This window comes from Demequina capsici, from assembly GCF_032102965.1.
GTDB lineage: Bacteria > Actinomycetota > Actinomycetes > Actinomycetales > Demequinaceae > Demequina > Demequina capsici.
In genome coordinates, this window is the sequence record NZ_CP134880.1 from 1,989,841 (window position 1) to 2,010,690 (window position 20,850).

Here is a 20,850-nt window from a genome sequence, read left to right on the forward strand (position 1 = left end):
GAAAAAGTGAACAGATAAAGCATACCTGTACCTGTTTCCGTCGATCAAGAGCGTGGGCACCTCGACCCCTGAACCGCCGGCACCTCCGCTTCGACGCGCAATCGACCGAGATGCCGCTCGCGGCGATGCAGGCGATGCAGGCGATGCAGGCGACCACGACAGTGCATCATCGGCGCCCGTCACGCCACGGTCTGCACGAATCCCGGGGCGAAACACCCTGATCGTTACAAAGATGACACTTCGATGACATGGTCAAGTTTCCACCAAGAGAAAAGTCCTGGGAACTCGTGAGTTTCCAGGACTTTTACCGTCGGGGTGACAGGATTCGAACCTGCGACCCTCTGCTCCCAAAGCAGATGCGCTACCAAGCTGCGCTACACCCCGTCCGCGCGTCGCGCGGTACCCAGCACCCGCCAGGCTCGGCTACTCTAGTACGCGCCGACGTCATGGCAGGCCACAGGCAGGTCACGATCAGGCATTGCGGGTGTAGCTCAATGGTAGAGCCTCAGTCTTCCAAACTGATGGTGCGGGTTCGATTCCCGTCACCCGCTCCACTCACGGCCTGTCGGGCCCAACGTCCCATCACCGGACCCGAATCACCGTCGATCCTCTGACTCTGGAGGTCGCGGCCGCGGACTCCTTGCATGAGTCCCGGGAGCCCCCGCATGACCGACGACCCCGCCGGAGTCGACCACTCGCATCTTCTCGATGCGATGGCGAACGGCGTCTACGCGGTCGACCACGACAGGCGCATCACGTTCTGGAACGCTTCGGCCGAGCGGATCTCCGGCTACACCCGCGAGCAGACTCTCGGGCACCTGTGCGGTGATGGGCTGCTCAACCACGTCAATGCGGAGGGCAGGTCGATCTGCGGTTCGGGGTGCCCGCTGCTCGCCACCATGGTCGACGGTCGCACACGCACCGAACGCGTGCTCCTGCATCACGCGGCGGGCCACATGGTTCCCGTGCGCGTGACCGCGAGCGCCCTGCGGGACGCGGACGGCGCCATCACGGGTGCGGTGGAGACCTTCACCGACGACTCGCAGACCGCCGCTGCGGAGGAGCGCCTGCAGGTCGCTGAGCGGCTCGCCATGACCGATCCGCTCACAGGCCTGGGCAACCGCCGGTTCCTCGAGCACCGTCTCGCAGAGAGGCGCGCCGCCATGGACGACCGGGGCGACTTCTCGCTGCTCATGATGGACCTGGACGAGTTCAAGTACATCAACGACTCGGCTGGGCACAAGGCGGGCGACGACGCTCTCCGCACGGTGGCCGAGACGCTTCGCCATGTGGTGCGCGCCGATGACGACGTGGTCCGGCTGGGCGGCGACGAGTTCGTGATCCTCACCGGAGCGCTCGATGCGCAGGAGCTCGCGGACCTTGCGATGCGGATTCGCAGCGCGATCCGCCAGACGCGACACCGCGCGGACGGGCGGCCGTTCCGTGTCACCGCGTCGGTGGGTGCCACGCACGGACATCGCGATGACACCGTCGAGTCCGCCGCGGCCCGCGCCGACGTCGCGATGCTTCAGGCGAAGCGGTCGGGCCGCAACACGTCGGTGATCTGGGGCTTGTCCTCGGACTGACCGCTCAGAGCGCCCTGCGCGCCTCACGCCAGGTGAGCACGCGGTCGAGCGCAGCGAGGAACCGGTCAACGGCGGCCTCGTCGATGGTCATGGGCGGCTTGATCTTGAGCACGTTCTTGTGGTCGCCCGTGGGTTGGACGATCACGCCCTGGTCGAGCAGCGCGTCGCAGATCTCGCGCGCGCCGGCAGGGTCGGGTGCGTCGGGGCCGCCCGCGACGACCTCGACTCCCAGGTACAGGCCCATGCCGTGGACGGCTCCGAGCGCGGGGTGGGCACCTGCGAGCGCGCGCAGCCCGTCCGCCAGCCGGTCGCCGACGACGCGCGCGTTGTCCTGCAGACCGTCCGACTCCAGGATGTCGAGCACGGCGGTTCCGACCACGCAGCTCACGGGGCTGCCGCCGGCGGACGAGAAGAACGACCCTTCGACGGCGAACGCGTCGGCGACCTCGCGGGAGGTGATGACGGCTCCGAGCGGATGCCCGTTGCCCATCGCCTTCGCGACAGTGATCACGTCAGGCACCGCTCCCTGCTGCTCGAAGCCCCAGAAGTGGTGCCCCAGGCGGCCGTAGCTGACCTGGACCTCGTCGGAGATGCACAGCCCTCCCCGGGCGCGGATCGCGGCCCAGACTCCCGCCAGGTAGCCGTCGGGAAGCGCGATGCCTCCCCCGTTGCCGAACAGCGGCTCGGCGATGAAGCCTGCGAGCGACACGCCTGCGTCGTCCAGGGCTGCGATGCGATCAAGGGCGTCCGGAAGGTATCGGTGCGCGTCGTCGCCGCGATGCGTGCCGCGATAGGTGTTGGGCGCGTCCAGCAGGTGCACCCATGACGGACGGGTGTCGAGAGCGCGAGGGTTGTCGCCCAGCGACGTGGAGACGGCGTCGGCGCCGACGGTCCAGCCGTGATACGCCTCGGTGAGGGCGAGCACGTCCTCCCGCCCGGTGACGGCGCGCACGATGCGGAGCGCAAGGTCCACCGCCTCGGAGCCGGAGTTGACGAGCATGACGGTGTCGAGCCCGTCGGGCGCGAGCGAGGCCAACCGCTCGGACAGCTCCACGATGGCGCCGTAATGGAAGCGGGAGTTGGTGTTGAGCCTTCGCATCTGCGCGTCGACGGCGTGGGCCAGGCGCGGTTCTCCGTGGCCCAGGATCGCGACGTTGTTGACCATGTCCAGGTAGGCGCGACCGTCGACGTCGATCAGGTGATGCCGCCAGCCGCGCTCGATCCGGGGCGGCTGCGCGTAGTAGTGCTCCTGGACCCGTGCGACCACGTCGTCACGTCGCCGCGCGAGCCTGTCGGCGTCGGCGTCCTGCACGGCCACGGAGGTCCGCCCGATCAGGGACGACGGGTCGGGGCAGAGCTCGCGCCAGGCCCGCTCCTGCGCGGGGCGGGCGAGCGGCGGCGGCGTGAGGGATGCGCAGGCCGCCAGCTGGACGTGCAGGACGGCCATGTCGTCGGGACGGACGGCGACGCCGAGCTCCTGACCCGCAACGACCCGCTCCCCGTGCGTGACCGACGCGGAAGTGCCGTGCACCAGGACGGCGCCGCCCTCGTCGAATGCGAGCGTAAGCACCTCGCCGACGGCGACGGTGCCCGCGGCGGGAGCGACGACGCGGGTGCCGACCGGGACAGCGAGGTCGATGCCGAGCGCCAGCGAGCGCGGCGGATCGCCCGCGGCAGCCGACGCCGTGAGGCGTCGCTCACCGTAGGCCGTCACGGCGGAGCCGGAGGCGCGCGCGAGCGCCAGCAGGGCCTGGACGGACGCGTCGGGATCGGTCCAGGAGCCTGAGTCGTGGACCTGCGACGTCACCGTGAGGTCCAGGCAGGGGGCGTCGGCGAGCCCGTCGACCATGAGCCCGAGGACGGACGGCAGGGCGGGCACGCGACCGAGCGCGTGCCGGAGCAACGCTTCGGCCTCGTCCAGCTCGAGCTCGAGCGCACGCGCGAGGATGCGCCTCTCGAGCGGCATGCGCGCGGCCGCGTACTCGTTGCTGGGATCGGCCGCGAGCACCCGACCCGCGGAGGCGACGAGCACCGCTGCGCGCATCAGGATCGCGGGCCACAGCGCCGCGATCTCGGGCTCGGTCAGCGGCAGCCGCGCATCGAAGGCGGCGATCGCGTCGAACGCGAGCGCGAGCGCGTCACCATCGTGCTGGAGGAGGGACGATGCGGTCACCGCGGCCTCTGCCGCGACCCACCCGAGTCCTAGATCACCGAAGTCGATGACGCCGACGATCGCGCCGGAGGCGTCGCACAGCAGGTTGTCGCCGGTGAGGTCCCCGTGGGTCGCCTGTACTCGAAGCGTGTCCCGCAACGGGCCGAGGCGCTCCTCTGCCAGGCGCATGGCCAGGTCCACCTGGGTCACGACGTCGGGGTCGAGGTGAAGGCGCGACGCGGCGACGATCCGACCTGCCTCGCGCAGGTCCCAGTCGCCGCCGCCCAGCAGGCCGGGATGCGTGAAGCCGGTGAGCGCGGCGGTGAGAGCGCCGGCGGCAGCGCCGAGGCGATCGGCGGCTCCTGCGGGAGGCCTCGCCGCCTCCGTGGGGCTGCCGCCAGGGACGAAGTCGAGCAGGCGCACCAGGCGCGTGCCGTCCGACCACTCGACGGCGCCGATCGGGTCACCCTGGACTGTCGGGTGCGTGCGCGGGACCACGAGCCCGAGGCCGGCCGCCGTCAGGTGATCGGCGGCGGCCACCTGCGCCTCGAGCGCGTCGCGTGAGATCCCTGGATGGGTGACCTTCAGCACGAGCGGCACGCTGTCGGCCATCTCGATGCGTGCGTTGAGGTCCTCGTTCGAGCCGAGCAGACGCACCGAGGCCACGTCGATGCCGAACATGTCTCGCGCGATCCGTGCGGCGGTCGCCTCGTTCCAGGCGGCGAAGTGAGTGTCACCCATGGTGCACGCATCGTCCCACGCAGAAGGGCCTCGCACCATGGGTGCAAGGCCCTTCGTCGACGAGCCGCGGTCAGAGAGCGGATGCCTCCGTGAGCGCCTGGAGGTCGCTCGGGTTGAGCTCGAGCCGCATGGACGCGAGCAGGGTCTCCAGCTGGGCCGCGTTGCGTGCCGACGCGATGGGCGCCACCACGGTCGGCTGCGCCTTGAGCCATGCGAGCGCGACGGCGGCCACGTCTGCCTCGTGCTCGATCGCTACACGGTCCAGTGCGGACAACACTCGGCGGCCACGGTCGTCCAGGTATGCGAGGGCCTGGGACGCGCGCGGGCTGTCCACGGCACCGTCGGCCTCGCGGTACTTGCCGGTCAGGAAGCCCTTGGCCAGGCCCCAGTACGGGAGCACTCCCAGCCCGTGCCTGGTCGCAGCGTCGCGGAGGTCGCCCTCGAAGGTGCGCTCCATGAGGTTGTAGTGCGGCTGCAGCGCCACAGGCTCGTGGAGGCCCTCGGCGTCAGCGACGGCCATCCATGCGTCGATGCGCTCGGCGGTGAGGTTCGAGATGGCGATCTCGCGCACCAGGCCGTCGTCGACGAGGGCGGAGAATGCCTCCGCGGTCTCCTCGATCGGGTCGCCATGGTCGAAGTGGGCGTAGTAGAGGTCGATCGTGTCGACGCCCAGGCGGCGGAGCGACGCCTCCGCCGCGGCGCGCACGTTCGCCGCTGCGAGGCCCGTGAACTCGGGATGCTGGGACACCTTGGTGGCGATCAGGACATCGTCCCGACGGCCTCGAGCCGCGAGCCATTCCCCGATCATCGTCTCGGACTCGCCGCCGCTGTGGCCCGGCACCCAGGCCGAGTACGAGTCGGCGGTGTCGATGAGCACGCCTCCCCCGCCGACGAAGCCGTCGAGCACGGCGAACGAGTCCGCCCGGTCCGACGTCCAGCCGAAGACGTTGCCGCCGAGTGCCAGGGGCGCGTTCGAGAGGTCCAAGGAGCCGAGCGTCATCGCGGAGTCTGTGTTGACTGTCATGACGGCGTCAACAGTCGGCGAGCGATGAACATTTCCGCACGACCCGCATGGTCGCGGTGCCGTGCGATCGTCACATGAACAGGCCGAGCACCAGGCCTGCGATCATCAGCGCGATCGTGTCGTGGGCGGAGTCGATCAGGGTGATCCCTCCCGCCCGCTGCGCGAAGCCGTTGTGCACCATGTGCGCGCCGGCACGGAACGCGAGCCCGACGATGAGGCCGAGCACCAGTCCTGACAGCACGCCCGAGGCGCCGATCGCCGCCATCAGGAACGCCAGCCCGATCACGCCGATCACGTTGCCCACGATCATCTGGCCGAACACGGCGCCCATGTTGGCGTTCTTCAGCTTGTCCTCGTCGAGCCTGCCCAGGCGGCTCCATACCGGGAAGAAGAGAAGAGGCGAGTACCAGAGCCACCCGAAGACGAAAGAGACGACGAAGGCGACGACGACGCCCAGCCAGCTCACCCCTGCGAAAGACAGCCACTCCATGGCTCATTCCCTCCCTGGGCTGCGTTCCGGGCGCAGCCCTGGGGAGATTATGGCGCTGAGCGGACTCCGACGCACGCGAAGCGCCGTGATGCCGGGTCAGATGTCGAAGCTGAGCGTCTCGCGGCGCTTGTCGAAGTACACGCTGAACTGCTCGCACTGGTCACGCACCGCGTCGATCGCCTCGCGTCCCCGCTGCAGCTGCCCGCGCTGGACGGCCCACCGCTGGATCATGCCCAGCTGCGTCTCGAGGACCGACGTGACGGTCACCTTCGTACCGCCGGGAGCGTCCTCGAGCTCCCACGTCGAGGTGGAGGTCACGCGCGGGTTCAACGCGCGGCGAACGAGGCGACGCGGCCGATCGGCCTCGACCGTCTCCTCGGTCAGCATCAGGTCCGTGCGACCCACCTTCAGCATGGTCCGGGTGCGACCGCCGACGTCGCCGATCCCCAGGTCGTCCTCGAGCAGCTCGATCTCCTGGATGTCGTCCCGCGAGTCGGCGAGCCCCTTCGGGTCGGTCAGCAGGTTCCACAGCTCCAGCGCGCTCGCGCGCACGAAGCCCTCGGCGGCGTGGGTCTCGATGTACGGAACGGCGGCCACGGGCACTCCTTCTTCGCTGACGGACCAGCCCAGCCTACGGGGCGTCGGTCCTGGTCCCGCACCTGCGATTGCTTGCCCCGCGCTCGTGGACAGCGCTAACCTGGCTCCAGCGCACAGGAAGGAGGCGAGATGAGCAACGCGAGCCGCATCACCACGATGCACGCTCCTGCCCTCGCCACCCGCGTCTTCTGCATGCCCTGCATGCGCACCGCCTGCTGCTGTCTGTAGAGCGCTGGCGACCGACCCGCACCCCTGACCCGGGTGCGCACCGCCTGCCAGTGCTCGCCCCCGGCATCCCTGCCATGCTGAGGAATGCCATCACGACGCGTTCGCGTTACCCACCCCGGAAACCCACTCAGGTAAGGAAACCCACTGCTCATGGCACGCATCTACGACGACGCGACGAAGCTCATCGGCAACACCCCGCTCGTGCGGATCAACAAGCTCACGGAGGGCGTCGGCGCCACCGTGCTCGGCAAGCTCGAGTTCTACAACCCTGCCAACTCCGTCAAGGACCGTCTGGGCGTCGCGATCGTCGACGCCGCTGAGGCGTCGGGCGAGCTGAAGCCCGGCGGCACCATCGTGGAGGCGACGTCCGGCAACACGGGAATCGCGCTCGCCATGGTCGGTGCGGCCCGCGGCTACAACGTGGTGATCACGATGCCGGAGACGATGTCGAAGGAGCGCCGCGCGCTGCTTCGCGCGTTCGGCGCCGAGCTGATCCTGACCCCCGGCTCGGAGGGCATGCAGGGCGCGCTCGACGCGGCCGACAAGGTGATCGCGGAGCGCCCCGGCTCGATCCTTGCCAAGCAGTTCGCGAACGAGGCGAACCCGGAGATCCACCGCAGGACCACCGCGGAGGAGATCTGGAACGACACCGACGGCGAGGTGGACATCATCGTCGCCGGCATCGGCACCGGCGGCACGATCACCGGCGTGGGCGAGGTCCTGAAGGCCCGCAAGCCGTCGGTCCAGATCATCGCCGTGGAGCCTGCCGAGTCCCCCATCCTCAACGGCGGTCAGGCCGGCCCCCACAAGATCCAGGGCATCGGCCCCAACTTCATCCCGCCGATCCTGAACACCGAGATCTATGACGAGGTCTTCGACGTGGACGCCGAGACGGCGATCGCGACGTCGCGCGCCGCAGCCCGACAGGAGGGCCTGCTCGTCGGCATCTCCTCCGGTGCCGCCCTGCACGCCGCCATCGAGGTGGGCAAGCGGCCGGAGAACGCAGGCAAGACGATCGTCGCGATCATCCCCTCGTTCGGTGAGCGCTACCTGTCCACGGTCCTCTACGCGGACCTGATGGACTGACCCTGCGCCCACTGATCCTCACCCCGGAAGGAGCACCCAGATGACGGACAGGCCCCGAGGCCTCGCCCTCATGGCGGAGGATGTCCGCTCCGCCAAGGACCGCGACCCCGCCGCGCCCTCTTCGTTCGTCATCTGGGTGTCCTACCAGGGCGTTCACGCCGTCTGGTATCACCGTGTGGCGCACCGTTGGTGGACCGCAGGCCACCGGTCGGCGGCCCGTCTGCTCTCTCAGTTCGCTCGCAGGCGCACCGGGATCGAGATCCACCCGGGCGCCCAGCTGGGACGCCGCGTCTTCATCGATCACGGGATGGGCGTCGTGATCGGTGAGACGGCCGTGGTCGGCGACGACGTGCTGATGTTCAACAACATCAACCTGGGCGGCACGTCCATGAGCCACGGCAAGCGGCACCCCACCGTCGGCGACCGCGTGGTGATCGGAGCCGGCGCCCGCATCCTCGGCCCGGTCTACATCGGCTCGGACTCACGGATCGGGGCGAACGCCGTGGTCGTGAAGGACGTGCCGAACGGCGCCACGGCCGTGGGCATCCCGGCGAAGGTGCGCGAGCACCCCAAGCCGACGGAGGCGCACACGGCCGCGTCGTGCGTCGACCAGGGCGAATCCCATGTCCACCTGGACGACGAGCCGCTCGAACCGGCGATGTACTACATCTGACGTGAACCTCGTGCAGGAGATGTGGATCAACTCACAGCTCTCTGCACGCCGTGACAGATTCGGTCTATGCTGATCGCAGTCGCTTTCACGCGAGAGCGCATCGACAGGGGGACTGTTTCCCATGCCGGTCGCGAACCGCGGGAATGACGACGACAGACCTGGCGCGAACCCCTCAGCCGCGCTAAGGAGAACGGGCCCCCGCTTCGGCGGGGGCCCGTTGCTTTTCCCTCGATGCCCGCCCGTACCGCCGTTCGCACGGTGCACCGCTGCGGGCGTGTCGTCAGGCGGCGAAGGTGCGCAGCATCCAGGCGGCCTTCTCATGGGCGGCCAGCCGGGCGTTCAGCAGATCGGCGGTCGCGCCGTCGCCTGCCTCCTCCGCCACGTCGACAAGGGGCCGCACCAGGCGCGCGATGGTCTCGTGGTCCGCGAGAAGCGCGACCACCATGTCCATCGCGTCGGTCTTCGGCTCGTTGTCCTTGATGGTCGCGTGATCCAGGAACTCGGCGAACGAGCCGGGTGCTCCCGACCCGAGCGCACGCATGCGCTCCGCGATCTCGTCCGCGGCCGCGCGCAACTCCTCGTACTGCTCCTCGAACATGAGGTGCAGGGTCCGGAAGTGCGGGCCGGTGACGTTCCAGTGGTAGCCCTGCGTCTTGACGAACAGCGTGAAGGTATCCGAAAGCACCTGCGTCAGGCCCTGGTTGATGGCGCGCAGATCCTCGGCCCTGAGGCCGATGCTCGGGCTGTTCTCGGTGGTCTTGACAGGCGTGGTCGACGCCATGCTCCTACCTCCTTCGTGCGTGTGCGGGGCGGTTCCCCGCCTCTTGTGGCAACCGGGTGGGACGCGCGAACATTCCTTCGGCTGCGCCCGTTCGGGGCGGGAGCGGCCCGCTGCGACACGCCTGCCGCGACCGAGGTCCCCACCTCGGAGCACGGACACGTGATGTCATGAGCAGGTCCGGAATGTTCCACGCCCCGAAAGGGTTTCGTCTCGCATGACCATTGAGTCCGCCTGTCCCCTCCCCCTGGGGTCCGACGCGCCCGACGACGACACGCTCGTCGACGTCCTCGCACGCGCACGCACCGTCGCCGTGGTGGGAGCGTCGCCGAACCCTGAGCGCACGAGCCACCGCATCGCGCTTTGGCTCATGGACCACACGGACTATGAGATCTACCTGGTGAATCCCGCCGCGGGCGACACGGAGATCCGCGGCCATGCGTTCTACTCGTCGCTGGACGAGGTGCCGGTCGACGTCGACATCGTCGACGTCTTCCGCCGTTCGGAGCACGTGCCGCCTGTGGTGGACGAGGCGATCGCGGTGGGCGCGCCTGTGGTCTGGATGCAGCTGGGGGTGCGCCATCCCGAAGCGGCCCACAAGGCCGCTGCGGCCGGCGCGACGGTCGTGCAGAACCGGTGCCTGAAGGTCGAGTACGCCCGCCTGGCCGACAGGATCGCAGCGGCGACCGCCTGACTCGTCGCGTCGCTCCCGCGACGTGGCCGTCCCCTTTGCGAGGATGGCGGCATGACCGCTCCTGCCGGATATCGCCTGGTCTCGTTCGATGAGACTCGCGCCGATGAGATGCTCTCCGCCTTCACGTGGGGATTCGCCCAGCGCCTCGACGACTCGGGCCGGGAGGAGATCCGCGCCATGTTCCCTTGGGAGCGGGCTCGCGGTGTGGAGGTCGCCGACTCGTCACGCGGGCGCGTGGGGATGCTGGCGGGCGTGCGGTCAACGCACGCGATGGAGCTGCGCGTCCCCGGTGGCGGCACCCTGCCGGCGGCGGGCCTCACGTGGGTCAGCGTGCATCCCTCGCATCGCCGCCGGGGAGTGCTGTCCACGATGATGCGGGACCACTTCGCGCGTGCCCGTGCACGCGGCCAGGCCGTGAGCGTGCTCTACGCCGCAGAGACCGCGATCTATGGGCGCTTCGGTTACGGCGCGGCCACGCCGCATCGCAAGATCGATCTGGGCAGGGCACCGCGACTGCGTGAGGTCCCCGGTTCGGAGGCGCTGGCGGTGAGGCTCGAGTCGGCCGACGTCGCCGTGCACGGCGACGCGGTGCGCGCAGTGCAGCGCAGGCTGACGCGCCCTGGCTCTCCGGTCGAACTGGGCGACACGATGGTGCATGAGGTCTTCTCGGATCCCCTGGGCAGCTACCGCGACGCGGAGCAGACCCGCATCGCGATCGTCGAGGACTCCGACGGACCGGCGGCGTTCGCCGTGTTCCGCCGCACCATGCAGTGGGGCGAGACAGGCGCCGCCGGTCGAGTCGACGTGCACGCGTGGGGCGCGGTGGACGCACGCGCGACCCGACGCCTGTTCGAGGCCGTCGCAGACATGGACCTGATGGCGTCCTGCCACGTGGTGGTCGGCGGTGACGAGACCCTGCTCGGGCTGCTGGACGACGTGCGCGGGGTGGGCCTGAAGGAGCGCGACGGCATGTGGCTTCGGGTGCTCGACGTGGAGGCCGCGCTCACGGGCCGGACCTACGCGACCGACATCGATCTGGTGATAGGGATCACCGATGCACTTCTTCCCACGAACGACGGCGCGTGGAGACTGACTGCATCTGCTGACAATCCGGCTCGGATAGAGCGCACCGATGCATCCTGTGACATCCGGATGGACGTCTCGACACTCTCCACGGCACTGCTCGGCGGCACCTCGCTCACCGCTCTGCACGCGGTTGCCCGTGTCGAGGAGTGCACGCCAGGTGCGGTGAGGCGCGCGTCCCGTGCCTTCCGTTCCGACCAGCACCCCAGCTGCAACCTGATGTTCTGAGACGCGGCTCACAGGGCCTATTCCCCACTGTGGCCTACTCCCCTGCATTTCCCCTGCGACCGGATCCGTGCTTGCCTGGACGGATGAAGAAGTCAGCCGGATACCAGCCCATCTCCGTCTTCGAGGACCGCCTCGACGAGTTCTTCCAGGTGGTTCAGTGGGCGTTCGTAGGCGAATGGCTCCTTGAGGACCGGCAGGACTATGTCGACGCGCTGCCCGTGGAGCGCGCCCGCGGCGTCGAGGTGGTCGATCCCGCTCGAGGCGACGTCGGGGAGATCGCGGCTGTCCACGCCAGCTTCGGCACCGAGATGACGACGCCGGGTGGACGACGCGTACCCACGGCGGGGCTGTCGTGGCTGGCGGTCCACCCCGCACACCGGCGCAGGGGCCTCATGACGGCCATGATGCACGACCACTTCCAGCGCTGTCGCGAGCGGGGCGAGGCGGTGAGCGCGCTGTACGCGATGGAGGCAGCGATCTACTCTCGCTTCGGTTACGGCATGGGCTCGCAGACCGTGAAGGCCGAGGTCCCGCGCGGCGCGGCGATGTGGACGGTGGACGGCGCGGACCAGCTGACCGTGCGCTTGGAGCGCGCGAGCTTCGAGGCCCACGACGAGCTCGTCTCACGCCTGCAGGCCAGGCTCACCCGCCCCGGCACGATCATCAACCCGGTCGGGTCCGGCCGCAACGCCCGGTTCACCGATCCGGTGGGCAACCGCAAGGGCATGGAGAAGTGGCGCCTGGCGATCGTCGAGGATCGCGGCGAACCCGTCGCGTACGCGTTCTTCCGCCGCCGCGCGCAGTCGAGCGTGGGCATCCATGACGGTGTCTGCCAGGTGCGAGAGTTCGGCGCGCTCACCCCGGCTGCGTCCCAGCGGCTGTGGCAGACGCTCACCGACTTCGACCTGGTGGAGACCACCTACACGGAGAACCTGGCGACGGACGACCCTCTGCTGCATCAGCTGAAGGACGCGCGGGGTGCACGCTCCAAGGTGGTGGACAACCTGTGGGTCAGGTTGCTCGATGTGCCGATGGCGCTCCAGAGCCGCGAGTACTTCCACGATTGCGACGTCACGATCGGGCTGACGGACAAGCACGTCCCGGACAACGCCGGCGCGTGGCGCATCGTCGTGCGGAACGGCGACGCGACTGTCACCCGCGCAGAAGATGCCGCGCCGGATCTTACGATGGACATCCGCCACCTCTCGACCGCGTACCTGGGAGGCACGAGCATCGAATCGCTCGCTGCGGCGGGGCTGGTCCGTGAGCACACGGCGGGGCAGGCCCGGGAGCTTGCAGTGGCGATGATGTCGCCGGTGGCACCTCTGGCCAACTGGGACTTCTGAAGGGGAAGGCCCGGCTCCGGCGGAGAGGACCTGCCGCACCCGGCACATCCCTGACGAGCGCCCGCGACCCTGGTGGTGGACAGGAGCGCGCGCGTCTCGGAAGGATGGCGACGAGGGACGGCGAAGCCGAACGGGAGATCCGGCATGCGGCGCGGGAGGATCCAACACTCACGCCGCAGGTTCCGGCCACCGCCGAGGGATCACCTCACGGTCGCCGCGGTTCATCACCGAACAGGCTCCGCCTGCCCCACGTCTGGAGCGACCATAGCGCGGAAAGGTCCCGGGTCAGGCACCACGCGTGCGAGCTGTGGAACGCGCCCGGTCATACCGAGGGCGGCAGCCCGTTGAGCTCCTTACGGATCCGCCGCCATTGCGGAAGGTACGCGTCCATGACCGCGTAGAACCGCGCGTCGTGCCCGCGCTCGATGAGGTGCGCGAGCTCATGGACCACGATGTACTCCAGCTGCTCGTCGTCCCGCCGGGCCAGCTCGAGCGCGAAGGTGATGCGCCTGGTCTGCACGTTGCAGGTGCCCCACCGCGTGGTCATGCGCCGGATCAGGTAGGGCGGCACGGGCATCAGGCCCATGCGGTCCGTCCAGTACGCGAGCAAGGGCTCGACGCGCAGACGGAGCTCGGCTCGGAGCCGCTCCGCCTCAGGTCCTGCCGTGAGCGGCGTCGGCAGCGCGGCGATCCGCTCCTGATGCTGCGCGATCCACCGCGCGCGGGAGGCGACGAAGCGGTCGATCTCAGACTTCGGCACATGCCTCGGGGCGGACACCCGAACCTCGCCATCGGGCGGGCGGACGGCGATCCGGACGTGGCGCACCGGCTTGCGCACCAGGGTGTAGGCGGGAAGGTCTGTCGGCATGGTGGGAACAGACTACGACCGCACCCCGACAAGGCCGCTCACCCGCTCAGGCGACACGGACGGGCCTAGACGACGCGGATCAGCCAGCCGTGGTCGTCGGCCGTGCGGCCGTACTGGATGTCCGTGAGCTCCTTCTTGACCCACGAGCCGACCGGTCCCGCCTTCCCATCGCCCACGGTGAGCGCGAAGTCGTCGGACCTCAGCTCGCCGATGGGGGTGACGACGGCGGCGGTGCCGACCGCGAACAGCTCCACGATCGCGCCCGAGGCGACGCCCTCGCGGATCTCATCGATCTCGATGTCGCGCTCGCGCACGGGACGGCCCGCATCAGCGAGCAATGTCATGACCGAGTCGCGGGTGATACCAGGCAGGATCGTGCCGCTCAGCCGCGGCGTGGCCACGGATCCGTCGCCCAGGACGACCATGAGGTTCATGCCGCCCAACTCCTCGACATAGCGGTCCTCCTTGGCGTCGAGGAACAGCACCTGGCCACAACCGTTCTCCTTGGCCTGCTGCTGCGGCAGCATGCTGGCGGCGTAGTTGCCGCCGGTCTTCGCCTCGCCTGTGCCGCCGTCATTCGCCCGGTGGTAGCCGCGCGACACCCAGATCGACACTCCCCCGCCACCACCCATGTAGGCGCCGACGGGCGACGCGGTGACCACCAGGTCGTACGTGTCGGACGGCTGGACCAGGAGGCTGGTCTCGGTGGCCATGAGGTAGGGGCGCAGGTAGAGCGCGGCGCCGTCGGCTTCGGGCACCCACCTCTGGTCGGCCTGCACCAGGGCGGCGCAGGCGGCCAAGAAGTCGTCCACCGGCAGCGGCGGCATGGCCAGGCGATACGCGGAGTCGATCATCCGCTCCGCGTTCATGGTGGGCCGGAACAGGTGGATGCTGCCGTCGGCGTGACGGTATGCCTTGAGGCCTTCGAAGACCTGCTGGGAGTAGTGGAGCACCGCGGCGCCCGGGTGCATCGGGATCGGTTCGAGCGGGACGACGCCGCGGTCTCCCCAGCTGCCGCCGCTCCAGGTGGCGCGCGCCATGTGGTCGGTGAAGACCTTGCCGAACACGGGGTCGGTCATCAGCGCGGCGCGCTCCGTGTCGGTCGCGGGATGCGGGTTCGGCGTGAGAGGGAAGGCATCGCCGGAGAGGGTCCGGCCGGTCGGGATCGCGGGGAAGGTCATCGGCAGCACTCCATGCTCGGCACCCTACTCCGCGCGCACGGGCACCTCCGCCGCTCGTCAGGCGATGAGCGCCTTGACCGCGGCGAGCGCCATCTCGCCGAGCGCCTTGAGCGCGATTCCGCGCACGAACGCCACCTGGCCGTCGCGATCGTCCTCGGCCAGCAGCTCGTCGATGCGGGCCTTGGCGTCGGTCCCATCGGTGCCGAAGGCGTCATCGAAGGCGGCGAGGAACTGGTCGGCTTCGAGGACGACCCGTTCGGAGTTGTGCGCGCCGTCGGTGAAGACGCCCACCTCCTTGAGCCTGGCGATGAGCGCGTCGCGCCAGTACGCGTCCTCGACGTTGAGCACGGCGTCGCCGCCGCGCTCCACGGAGACGATGCGCACGGCGGCAAGCATGCGCTCGAACCCCGGCCCGGAGTCCTGCGACATGCGGTAGCTGTACAGCAGCGACTTCACGCGGCCGGGAGTGATCTCCAGGCGCTTCGCCGTCACGAACACCGGGTCCGTGTCGGAGACGTACCCTGCGGCGATCAGGCCGGTGAAGATCGCGACGTCCAGCTCGCGCTTGGGCACGGTGCCGAACGGAGCGCCGTCCAGGCGCGTGATGAGCGTGTCCGCGAGCGCGAGCCGCGCGGCCTGGTCGAGTCCCCCTAGATCCTTCATGCGGGCCATCCTTCCTCGTAGGTGGGACACCAGCAACCGGGGGGTCCCTGACGGTCCGCTCAGAGTTGCTCCTCTCCCCGCGCCCGCGCGGGCGCTCCATGCGAAACTGCCGAGGTGAGGGAGATGTGATGGCACTCATCGACGCACAGCTCGTGGACGAGCGCAATGCGATAGAGGAACCGCTGGGGCCGGTCCGCTATCGCGCTGAGCTGTGGACGGGCGCCGGGCTCGTGAGCGCCATGGAGGCATGGGACCTGATCGGTGACGACGTGACCGACGCGGTGGCCTGGCTCGATGAGAAGGTGGCTGCGCGTCGTCCCTGCCGAGGGGTCCTGTCCGTGTCCTACGCGCTCACCGCGGGCGGCACCAAGGCGCCGAATCCGATCGCGACGCAGCGGATCTACGAGAAGATCGACGCTCCCACGGGCGCATACCACCCGACGCCGCCCGCGCCAGGGTTCTTCCTGCGTGCTGTGGGGCGCCTGGACGACTAGCGAGAGGCACTCACTCACCCGTCAGATGCGCCGACGTCTCAGAACCGACACTGTTCTACCCGAACCGACGGTGACGGAAGTGCGCGGGGGCGCGGGCGGCCGGGGCGGTGACGGGGGCGCGGGGGCGCGGGGCGTCAGTCGGCGGCGACGGCCTTCGGCACCACCTCGTCGACCACCTCACGAACCACGGCGCTCGTCGCCTCGAGCGCGGGCGGCAGGGGCGGGCGGCCCAGGGACAGCAGCCGCAGCGTGCGGACGGCACCCTCGATCGGCGTGAGCACCACATCCGGATGACGGTGGGCGGCGAGCGCGAGCCCCGGCAGCATCGAGACGCCGTGGCCCACCGCGATGAGCGCCTGGATGGCCACGAAGTCGTCGGAGGCAAACTGGACGTGCGGCTCGAAGCCGGCATCCTCGCAGGTGGCGACCAGGTAGCCGCGGCAGCGTTCGCACCCCGCCATCCAGTCGTCGTCGGCGAAGTCGGCCAGGCGACCGATGGCGATGCGGGACCCGAGCGGTTCACGCGACGGGCGGCGTGCGGAGGCCGAGTGCCCGGCCAGGCAGTCGGGCCGCACCGGGGGCGTGACCAGGTACAACGGGTCCTCGCCGAGCACCTCGGCGGTGATCGCGTCGGACGGCTGCTCGCGCGGGTAGGTGAAGGTGATGGCCAGATCCACCTCGTCAGCGAGCAGCAGACCCTCAGCCTCGGGCGGCTCGGCCTCGCGCACCTCGAGCGCCAGCCCCGGGTGGCGTTCGCGCATCAGCGTGACGATGCGCGGTGCGAGGGTGGCGATGCCCGACGGGAAGATCGCCAGGCGCACGTGACCGGTCTGGAGCGACACCGCGGAGGCGAGCTCGTTGCCTGCGCGGGACACGAGGCCGAGGATCTCCTCGCCTCGCTCGGCCAGGCGTCGGCCCTCCTCGGTGAGCACCAGGTTGCGGCCGACGCGCCGGAACAGGACCGCGCATGTCTCGGCCTCGAGCCGCTTGAGGTGGTGGGACACGGTGGGCTGCGAGTAGTGCAGATCGTCGGCGGCGGCGCTCACGGATCCTGTGCGGGCGAACGCGACGAGGGCCTGAAGGCGGGTCAGATCGAGCATGCACCTCATCATATAGACGCTGTCGATCGAACAGCGAGAAAACCTTCATTGGACGTATGGATCACGGCGCGCCACGCTGAGGGGCATGACAGTGACAGTTCGCCCCACCACCGACGCGGTCGCCGCCGGCAGCGCCTCTCCCCTGGCCGGGAGCCAGGCAGCGCAGGCCGACCGCCCCGGCGTGGCGGCCCAGCGCGGCACCTCGGCCGCCGCTGCGCACGGCCTCTCCTTCGAGGGCGTGCTCGCGGCGGCCGACGTGCTCGCCCCCGCCCTTCCGCCCACCCCGTCGTGGTCGTATCCGCTGCTGGATGAGGCCGTGGGGCGGCGCGTCGTCGTGAAGCACGAGAACGTGCAGCCCACGGGCGCCTTCAAGGTGCGCGGCGGGCTCAACCTGCTGGCGACGCTGCCCGCCGAGGCACGGGAGCGTGGCCTGGTGACCGTGTCGACGGGGAACCACGCCCAGTCGCTCGCCTACGCCGCCGCCAAGCACGGCGTCGCGGCGACGATCGTCATGGCTGAGTCGACGGCCCCCGTGAAGGTCAGTGCAGTGCGGGCGCTGGGCGCGCGAGCCGTCCTTGCGGGAGCGAACATGGCCGAGGCGGCCGAGGCCGCGGCCGCGCTGGCGGAGCGCGAGGGGCTGTACTTCGTGAACCCTGGCGAGGAGCCGGCGATCATTCACGGCCACGCGACGGTTTACCTGGAGCTTCTCACCGCCCACCCGGAGATCGAGACGTTGTATGTGCCGATCGGATCCGGCTCGGGCGCGGCGGGAGCGGTGCTGGTGCGCGACGCGATCGCCCCGCACGTTCGCGTGGTCGGGGTGCAGGCCGCAGGCGCCCGGGCGGCCTACGACTCGTGGGCCACCGGCGAGATCGTGAGCCGCCCCATCGACACGTTCGCGGCAGGTCTCGCGACCGGGTCCGGCTTCCACGCGCCGCAGTCGGTGCTGCGCGGCGGCCTGAACGACTTCCTGCTGCTCAGCGAGCAGCAGATGCGCGACGCTATCGCGCTGATGGCTGGTGCCGCCCACACCCTCTGCGAGGGCGCGGGCGCGTCAGGCCTGGCAGGAGCCTTGGCCGACCGCGATCGCGGCGACACCTCGGTGGCCGCGTTCGCCTGCACCGGCGGCAACGCGAGCGACGACGAGTTCGCCATGCTCATGCGCACCGCAGGCTGACCCCTTCGGGTCACGGCACCGCCTGTCCGTCACTGATCGCTGACGGCCAGGCGCGCGGCGATCTGGTCCACGTCGCGCAGTGAACCGTCCGCCACGCTCATCGTGAGCTCGAATAAGCCGTCATTGTCGAGGCCCGACGTCACCCCATTGATCTCCAGAAACACGACCGCGCACAGCGCCGCGATCCGCTTGTTTCCATCGACAAGCGCGTGGTTGAGGCAGAGCGAGTGCAATAGAGCCGCCGCCTTGGTCCCGAGGTCCGCATAGGCGTCTTCTCCGAGAACCGTCGTCGCTGGCCGGTCGAGGGCCGATTGCAGCAGACCAAGGTCACGCACCGGACCGATGCGTTCAGCGTCGATGATCCGCAAGATCACCTCGACCGGCAGATAGCGGGTCACACCGAACCGAGACGGTCGAGCGCGTCACGGTAGCGCACGCTCACTCGCGCGTAGGCCTCCATAGCGTCGTCTTCGAGCCGCCGCTGCGAGTCGGCCTCCAACACAGCCCGCAGAATCGCCTCCGTCTTCGAAACGTGCCAGCGCTCCGCGAGACGCTCGATCGCGGCATCCTGGGTCGGATCGGTGCGCAGTGTCATAGCCATGCGAACATGATACCTCCGTGATACCACCGCTCGGAAGCGTTCAATCTGCGAAGTCGACGTCCCTCGTGTCCGCGGCGTTGGAGAGCGACCGATCCCACAGCACCAGGGCCAGCACCAGGCACGATGCGATCACGATGACGGCGCCGATGCGGTGCAGGCCTGCGTCGGTCGGCGCGTCGCCGACGGTCAACGCGATCAGAGCCGACGCGGTCATGGCGCCGATCTGCAGGAAGGTCCGGGACAGGCCCGACGCGATGCCCACCTGACCGACGGGCGCCTGGCGGTACAGCGCCGCCTGGTTGGACACGGCGACGAGGCCCTGCGGAACCCCGAACATCGCGATGATGGCGAGCACGAGCCATAGCGGCGTCTCCGAGTGCAACAGCCACATGAGCACTCCGCCCGCGATCTGCACGGCGGCTGCGACGCTGAGCGCGAGGCGCGGCTTGGGCATCCGAGCGACCATCCTGTTGGCTCCCATGGCGAGCAGCGCGGCGGGCAGCAGCATCCACCCGACCACGTCGGCGTCGTACCCGCGCACCTCCTGCAACCACGGCGAGACGGTGTAGGTGACGGCGAAGATCGCGATGTAGCTGAGGAAGAACCGCAGGTAGGTGCGGGTGAGGGCGCCGTTGCGGACCAGCATCCGAACGTCGAGGAACGGGCGCCGCGCGCGCCGCTCCCAGAGGGTCAGCGCGGTCGCGAAGGCGAGGGCGACCGGCAGGAGCCACCACACGCCCGCGTCGATGTCCAGGAGGAAGACCAGGGAGGACACTGTCGTCCCCGCGAACAGGACGATGCCGGGGATGTCGAGCGCCGCGTGGATCGGCAGGTCGGAGCGGCCGATGCCGGCGGGGCGCGAGCGGTCGGGCGGAAGGAAGCGCAGGGCGAGCGCGGCGATGAGGATCGCGGCCGGCACGTTGACCAGGAAGATGGCTCGCCAGCTGAAGTAGTGCACCAGCAGACCGCCGAGCACGGGGCCGACGGAGATCGAGACCAGGCTGGCCAGCGACAGTCCGGCCAGGAGCGAATGCGGCGGCTCGCGGCGCAGGCGCGCCTGCTGGTCGGAGATGAGGGTCATGGCGGCCGGGTACTGCGCGGATGTGCCGAGGCCGATCAGCATGCGCGCGATGAGAACGCCCTGGAAGGTGGGCATGAAGAGCGGGATCAGCCCGCCGATCGCTGCGGACGTGAGGCCAAGAAGGTAGACGCGGCGCGGCCCGAAGAGGTCCGCGAGGCGGCCCCATGTAGGTTGGCCGACGCTGGAGACCAGGTAGAGGCCGGCGACGAGCCAGAGTGCCGTGGCGGCGGAGACCCCGGTGGCGTCCGCGATGGGCACGAGTGCCACCGCGATCATGGTGGTGTTCAGCGGGTTGAGCGCGGGGCCGGTGAGGGCGGCGGCGGCGAAGCGGGGGCCGAAGCCGGAACGTTCGGCGCGCGCCAGGTCGCGGGCAGCGACGGCGGCCGTGTCGGCGAGAGAGGTGGTGCGGGCCGTCACCGATCGGCCGCCAGACGCTCGAGCACCTCGAGGGCGCTGTCGAGAGTCGCGCGGTCGTCGTTGTCCAGGCGGCTTGCGATGAGGTCGGCGAGCTCGGCGTCGCGCTCGGCGCTGCTGCGCTCCACGACGGCCCGGCCGACTCGGGTGAGGATGATCAGCTCGCGGCGCCCATCGGTGGGGTGCGGCGCCTTCACCACCATGCCGATCTCCACGAGGCCGCGCACGATCTCCCCCATCGACTGGGGGCGGACGCGTTCGATCTCGGCAAGCTCGGCAGTGCTGAGAGGGCCTTCTCTCCTGAGGACGAGAAGGACGACCTCCTGGGAGCGGGTGACGCCCGTGGGCTCGCCCGCCTGGCGCGTCAGGCGCCGGATGCGGTTGATCGCGAGGCGGAGCCGCCTGGCGGTCTCGAGGGAGTCGCCTGTCACGTCTCCACGGTACGACTTCGACAGGCAACCTTGCAAGGTGTCCTGTCGACTTTGCCCTTCCCTGGGCAGAAGGACAGGAAACCTTGCTTGTGGCGAGATGGCGGCTATGCGTTTCCCCGCCGCGGCTGTGTCAG

21 protein-coding genes and 2 tRNA genes are annotated in these 20,850 nt (G+C 69.8%); 9 read left to right on the plus strand and 14 right to left on the minus strand.

The genetic code is table 11. From position 1 onward, the window contains the following. Positions 1–310 precede the first annotated feature (310 nt). Positions 311–384 (minus strand) — tRNA-Pro (locus tag RN607_RS09560). Positions 385–480: 96 nt separating this feature from the next. On the opposite strand from RN607_RS09560, the gene RN607_RS09565 reads away from it, so the two are divergent. Then, positions 481–554: transfer RNA gene (locus RN607_RS09565), tRNA-Gly, on the plus strand. A 111-nt stretch (positions 555–665) separates the two neighbouring features. Beyond that, complete coding sequence (locus RN607_RS09570; RefSeq protein WP_313542252.1) at positions 666–1,586, plus strand: sensor domain-containing diguanylate cyclase; 921 nt, start codon at positions 666–668, stop codon at positions 1,584–1,586. Positions 1,587–1,590: 4 nt separating this feature from the next. Here the strand turns inward: RN607_RS09570 and RN607_RS09575 are convergent, their stop codons facing one another. The 4 genes from RN607_RS09575 to RN607_RS09590 form a co-directional block, all read right to left on the minus strand. Further along, positions 1,591–4,479, minus strand: coding sequence for an aminotransferase (locus RN607_RS09575; protein ID WP_313542254.1), 2,889 nt, complete (start codon positions 4,477–4,479; stop codon positions 1,591–1,593). Positions 4,480–4,549: 70 nt separating this feature from the next. Continuing rightward, positions 4,550–5,503, minus strand: a complete 954-nt coding sequence (locus tag RN607_RS09580; protein WP_313542257.1) for an aldo/keto reductase — start codon at positions 5,501–5,503, stop codon at positions 4,550–4,552. 70 nt (positions 5,504–5,573) lie between these two features. Beyond that, positions 5,574–5,993, minus strand: coding sequence for a DUF1761 domain-containing protein (locus tag RN607_RS09585; RefSeq protein WP_313496653.1), 420 nt, complete (start codon positions 5,991–5,993; stop codon positions 5,574–5,576). A 96-nt stretch (positions 5,994–6,089) separates the two neighbouring features. Then, positions 6,090–6,590, minus strand: a complete 501-nt coding sequence (locus RN607_RS09590; protein ID WP_313542260.1) for an SRPBCC family protein — start codon at positions 6,588–6,590, stop codon at positions 6,090–6,092. 378 nt (positions 6,591–6,968) lie between these two features. On the opposite strand from RN607_RS09590, the gene cysK reads away from it, so the two are divergent. Both cysK and epsC read left to right on the plus strand, forming a co-directional pair. Continuing rightward, positions 6,969–7,904 (plus strand): cysteine synthase A, encoded by a 936-nt coding sequence (gene cysK, locus RN607_RS09595; RefSeq protein WP_313496656.1) that lies wholly within the window; start codon positions 6,969–6,971, stop codon positions 7,902–7,904. Positions 7,905–7,944: 40 nt separating this feature from the next. Beyond that, complete coding sequence (gene epsC, locus RN607_RS09600) at positions 7,945–8,577, plus strand: serine O-acetyltransferase EpsC (protein ID WP_313496658.1); 633 nt, start codon at positions 7,945–7,947, stop codon at positions 8,575–8,577. A 280-nt stretch (positions 8,578–8,857) separates the two neighbouring features. Here the strand turns inward: epsC and RN607_RS09605 are convergent, their stop codons facing one another. Next, positions 8,858–9,358: a Dps family protein gene (locus RN607_RS09605; RefSeq protein WP_313496660.1), complete on the minus strand. Its 501-nt coding sequence runs from the start codon at positions 9,356–9,358 to the stop codon at positions 8,858–8,860. A gap of 214 nt (positions 9,359–9,572) precedes the next feature. Between RN607_RS09605 and RN607_RS09610 the strand changes: the two genes are divergently transcribed. From RN607_RS09610 to RN607_RS09620, 3 genes are all read left to right on the plus strand, one after another. Beyond that, positions 9,573–10,049, plus strand: a complete 477-nt coding sequence (locus RN607_RS09610) for a CoA-binding protein (protein WP_313542263.1) — start codon at positions 9,573–9,575, stop codon at positions 10,047–10,049. A gap of 51 nt (positions 10,050–10,100) precedes the next feature. Beyond that, complete coding sequence (locus RN607_RS09615; protein WP_313542266.1) at positions 10,101–11,360, plus strand: GNAT family N-acetyltransferase; 1,260 nt, start codon at positions 10,101–10,103, stop codon at positions 11,358–11,360. Between the two features lie 83 nt (positions 11,361–11,443). Continuing rightward, positions 11,444–12,706: a GNAT family N-acetyltransferase gene (locus RN607_RS09620; RefSeq protein ID WP_313542269.1), complete on the plus strand. Its 1,263-nt coding sequence runs from the start codon at positions 11,444–11,446 to the stop codon at positions 12,704–12,706. 322 nt (positions 12,707–13,028) lie between these two features. Here RN607_RS09620 and RN607_RS09625 read toward each other — a convergent pair whose 3' ends face one another. The 3 genes from RN607_RS09625 to RN607_RS09635 all read right to left on the minus strand — a co-directional run bounded on the left by RN607_RS09625 (position 13,029) and on the right by RN607_RS09635 (position 15,418). Continuing rightward, a complete protein-coding gene (locus tag RN607_RS09625) occupies positions 13,029–13,574 on the minus strand; it encodes a M48 family metallopeptidase (RefSeq protein ID WP_313542272.1) in 546 nt (181 codons plus the stop codon). 65 nt (positions 13,575–13,639) lie between these two features. Further along, complete coding sequence (locus RN607_RS09630; protein WP_313496669.1) at positions 13,640–14,755, minus strand: branched-chain amino acid aminotransferase; 1,116 nt, start codon at positions 14,753–14,755, stop codon at positions 13,640–13,642. Positions 14,756–14,812: 57 nt separating this feature from the next. Beyond that, complete coding sequence (locus RN607_RS09635; RefSeq protein WP_313496671.1) at positions 14,813–15,418, minus strand: hypothetical protein; 606 nt, start codon at positions 15,416–15,418, stop codon at positions 14,813–14,815. A gap of 128 nt (positions 15,419–15,546) precedes the next feature. On the opposite strand from RN607_RS09635, the gene RN607_RS09640 reads away from it, so the two are divergent. After that, positions 15,547–15,912, plus strand: coding sequence for a hypothetical protein (locus RN607_RS09640; protein WP_313496673.1), 366 nt, complete (start codon positions 15,547–15,549; stop codon positions 15,910–15,912). 134 nt (positions 15,913–16,046) lie between these two features. On the opposite strand, the gene RN607_RS09645 is transcribed toward RN607_RS09640, so the two are convergent. Continuing rightward, on the minus strand, positions 16,047–17,012 hold the full coding sequence (locus RN607_RS09645) for a LysR family transcriptional regulator (RefSeq protein WP_313542275.1): 966 nt from the start codon (positions 17,010–17,012) through the stop codon (positions 16,047–16,049). Between the two features lie 85 nt (positions 17,013–17,097). On the opposite strand from RN607_RS09645, the gene RN607_RS09650 reads away from it, so the two are divergent. Continuing rightward, positions 17,098–18,189 (plus strand): threonine ammonia-lyase, encoded by a 1,092-nt coding sequence (locus tag RN607_RS09650; RefSeq protein ID WP_313542277.1) that lies wholly within the window; start codon positions 17,098–17,100, stop codon positions 18,187–18,189. Positions 18,190–18,218: 29 nt separating this feature from the next. Here the strand turns inward: RN607_RS09650 and RN607_RS09655 are convergent, their stop codons facing one another. Genes RN607_RS09655 through RN607_RS09670 form a run of 4 tightly spaced genes read right to left on the minus strand, consistent with a single transcriptional unit; the run spans position 18,219 to position 20,716 of the window. Then, the gene (locus tag RN607_RS09655) at positions 18,219–18,587 is read right to left on the minus strand and encodes a type II toxin-antitoxin system death-on-curing family toxin (RefSeq protein ID WP_313542279.1); all 369 of its coding nucleotides are present in this window, start codon (positions 18,585–18,587) and stop codon (positions 18,219–18,221) included. Then, a complete protein-coding gene (locus RN607_RS09660) occupies positions 18,584–18,790 on the minus strand; it encodes a hypothetical protein (protein WP_313542280.1) in 207 nt (68 codons plus the stop codon). Before RN607_RS09660 ends, RN607_RS09655 begins: the two co-directional genes overlap by 4 nt. A gap of 40 nt (positions 18,791–18,830) precedes the next feature. Further along, the gene (locus RN607_RS09665; RefSeq protein ID WP_313542282.1) at positions 18,831–20,288 is read right to left on the minus strand and encodes an MFS transporter; all 1,458 of its coding nucleotides are present in this window, start codon (positions 20,286–20,288) and stop codon (positions 18,831–18,833) included. Then, positions 20,285–20,716: a MarR family winged helix-turn-helix transcriptional regulator gene (locus RN607_RS09670; RefSeq protein WP_313542284.1), complete on the minus strand. Its 432-nt coding sequence runs from the start codon at positions 20,714–20,716 to the stop codon at positions 20,285–20,287. The genes RN607_RS09665 and RN607_RS09670 overlap by 4 nt, the downstream gene beginning before the upstream one ends. Positions 20,717–20,850: the final 134 nt, after the last annotated feature.

Bases quoted from the DNA above. Each gene is read 5' to 3' on its own strand.
- RN607_RS09570 (WP_313542252.1), top strand. From the start codon at position 666: ATGACCGACGACCCCGCCGGAGTCGACCACTCGCATCTTCTCGATGCG.
- RN607_RS09575 (WP_313542254.1), bottom strand. From the start codon at position 4,479: ATGGGTGACACTCACTTCGCCGCCTGGAACGAGGCGACCGCCGCACGG.
- RN607_RS09580 (WP_313542257.1), bottom strand. From the start codon at position 5,503: ATGACAGTCAACACAGACTCCGCGATGACGCTCGGCTCCTTGGACCTC.
- RN607_RS09585 (WP_313496653.1), bottom strand. From the start codon at position 5,993: ATGGAGTGGCTGTCTTTCGCAGGGGTGAGCTGGCTGGGCGTCGTCGTC.
- cysK (WP_313496656.1), top strand. From the start codon at position 6,969: ATGGCACGCATCTACGACGACGCGACGAAGCTCATCGGCAACACCCCG.
- epsC (WP_313496658.1), top strand. From the start codon at position 7,945: ATGACGGACAGGCCCCGAGGCCTCGCCCTCATGGCGGAGGATGTCCGC.
- RN607_RS09605 (WP_313496660.1), bottom strand. From the start codon at position 9,358: ATGGCGTCGACCACGCCTGTCAAGACCACCGAGAACAGCCCGAGCATC.
- RN607_RS09610 (WP_313542263.1), top strand. From the start codon at position 9,573: ATGACCATTGAGTCCGCCTGTCCCCTCCCCCTGGGGTCCGACGCGCCC.
- RN607_RS09615 (WP_313542266.1), top strand. From the start codon at position 10,101: ATGACCGCTCCTGCCGGATATCGCCTGGTCTCGTTCGATGAGACTCGC.
- RN607_RS09620 (WP_313542269.1), top strand. From the start codon at position 11,444: ATGAAGAAGTCAGCCGGATACCAGCCCATCTCCGTCTTCGAGGACCGC.
- RN607_RS09625 (WP_313542272.1), bottom strand. From the start codon at position 13,574: ATGCCGACAGACCTTCCCGCCTACACCCTGGTGCGCAAGCCGGTGCGC.
- RN607_RS09630 (WP_313496669.1), bottom strand. From the start codon at position 14,755: ATGACCTTCCCCGCGATCCCGACCGGCCGGACCCTCTCCGGCGATGCC.
- RN607_RS09635 (WP_313496671.1), bottom strand. From the start codon at position 15,418: ATGAAGGATCTAGGGGGACTCGACCAGGCCGCGCGGCTCGCGCTCGCG.
- RN607_RS09640 (WP_313496673.1), top strand. From the start codon at position 15,547: ATGGCACTCATCGACGCACAGCTCGTGGACGAGCGCAATGCGATAGAG.
- RN607_RS09645 (WP_313542275.1), bottom strand. From the start codon at position 17,012: ATGCTCGATCTGACCCGCCTTCAGGCCCTCGTCGCGTTCGCCCGCACA.
- RN607_RS09650 (WP_313542277.1), top strand. From the start codon at position 17,098: ATGACAGTGACAGTTCGCCCCACCACCGACGCGGTCGCCGCCGGCAGC.
- RN607_RS09660 (WP_313542280.1), bottom strand. From the start codon at position 18,790: ATGGCTATGACACTGCGCACCGATCCGACCCAGGATGCCGCGATCGAG.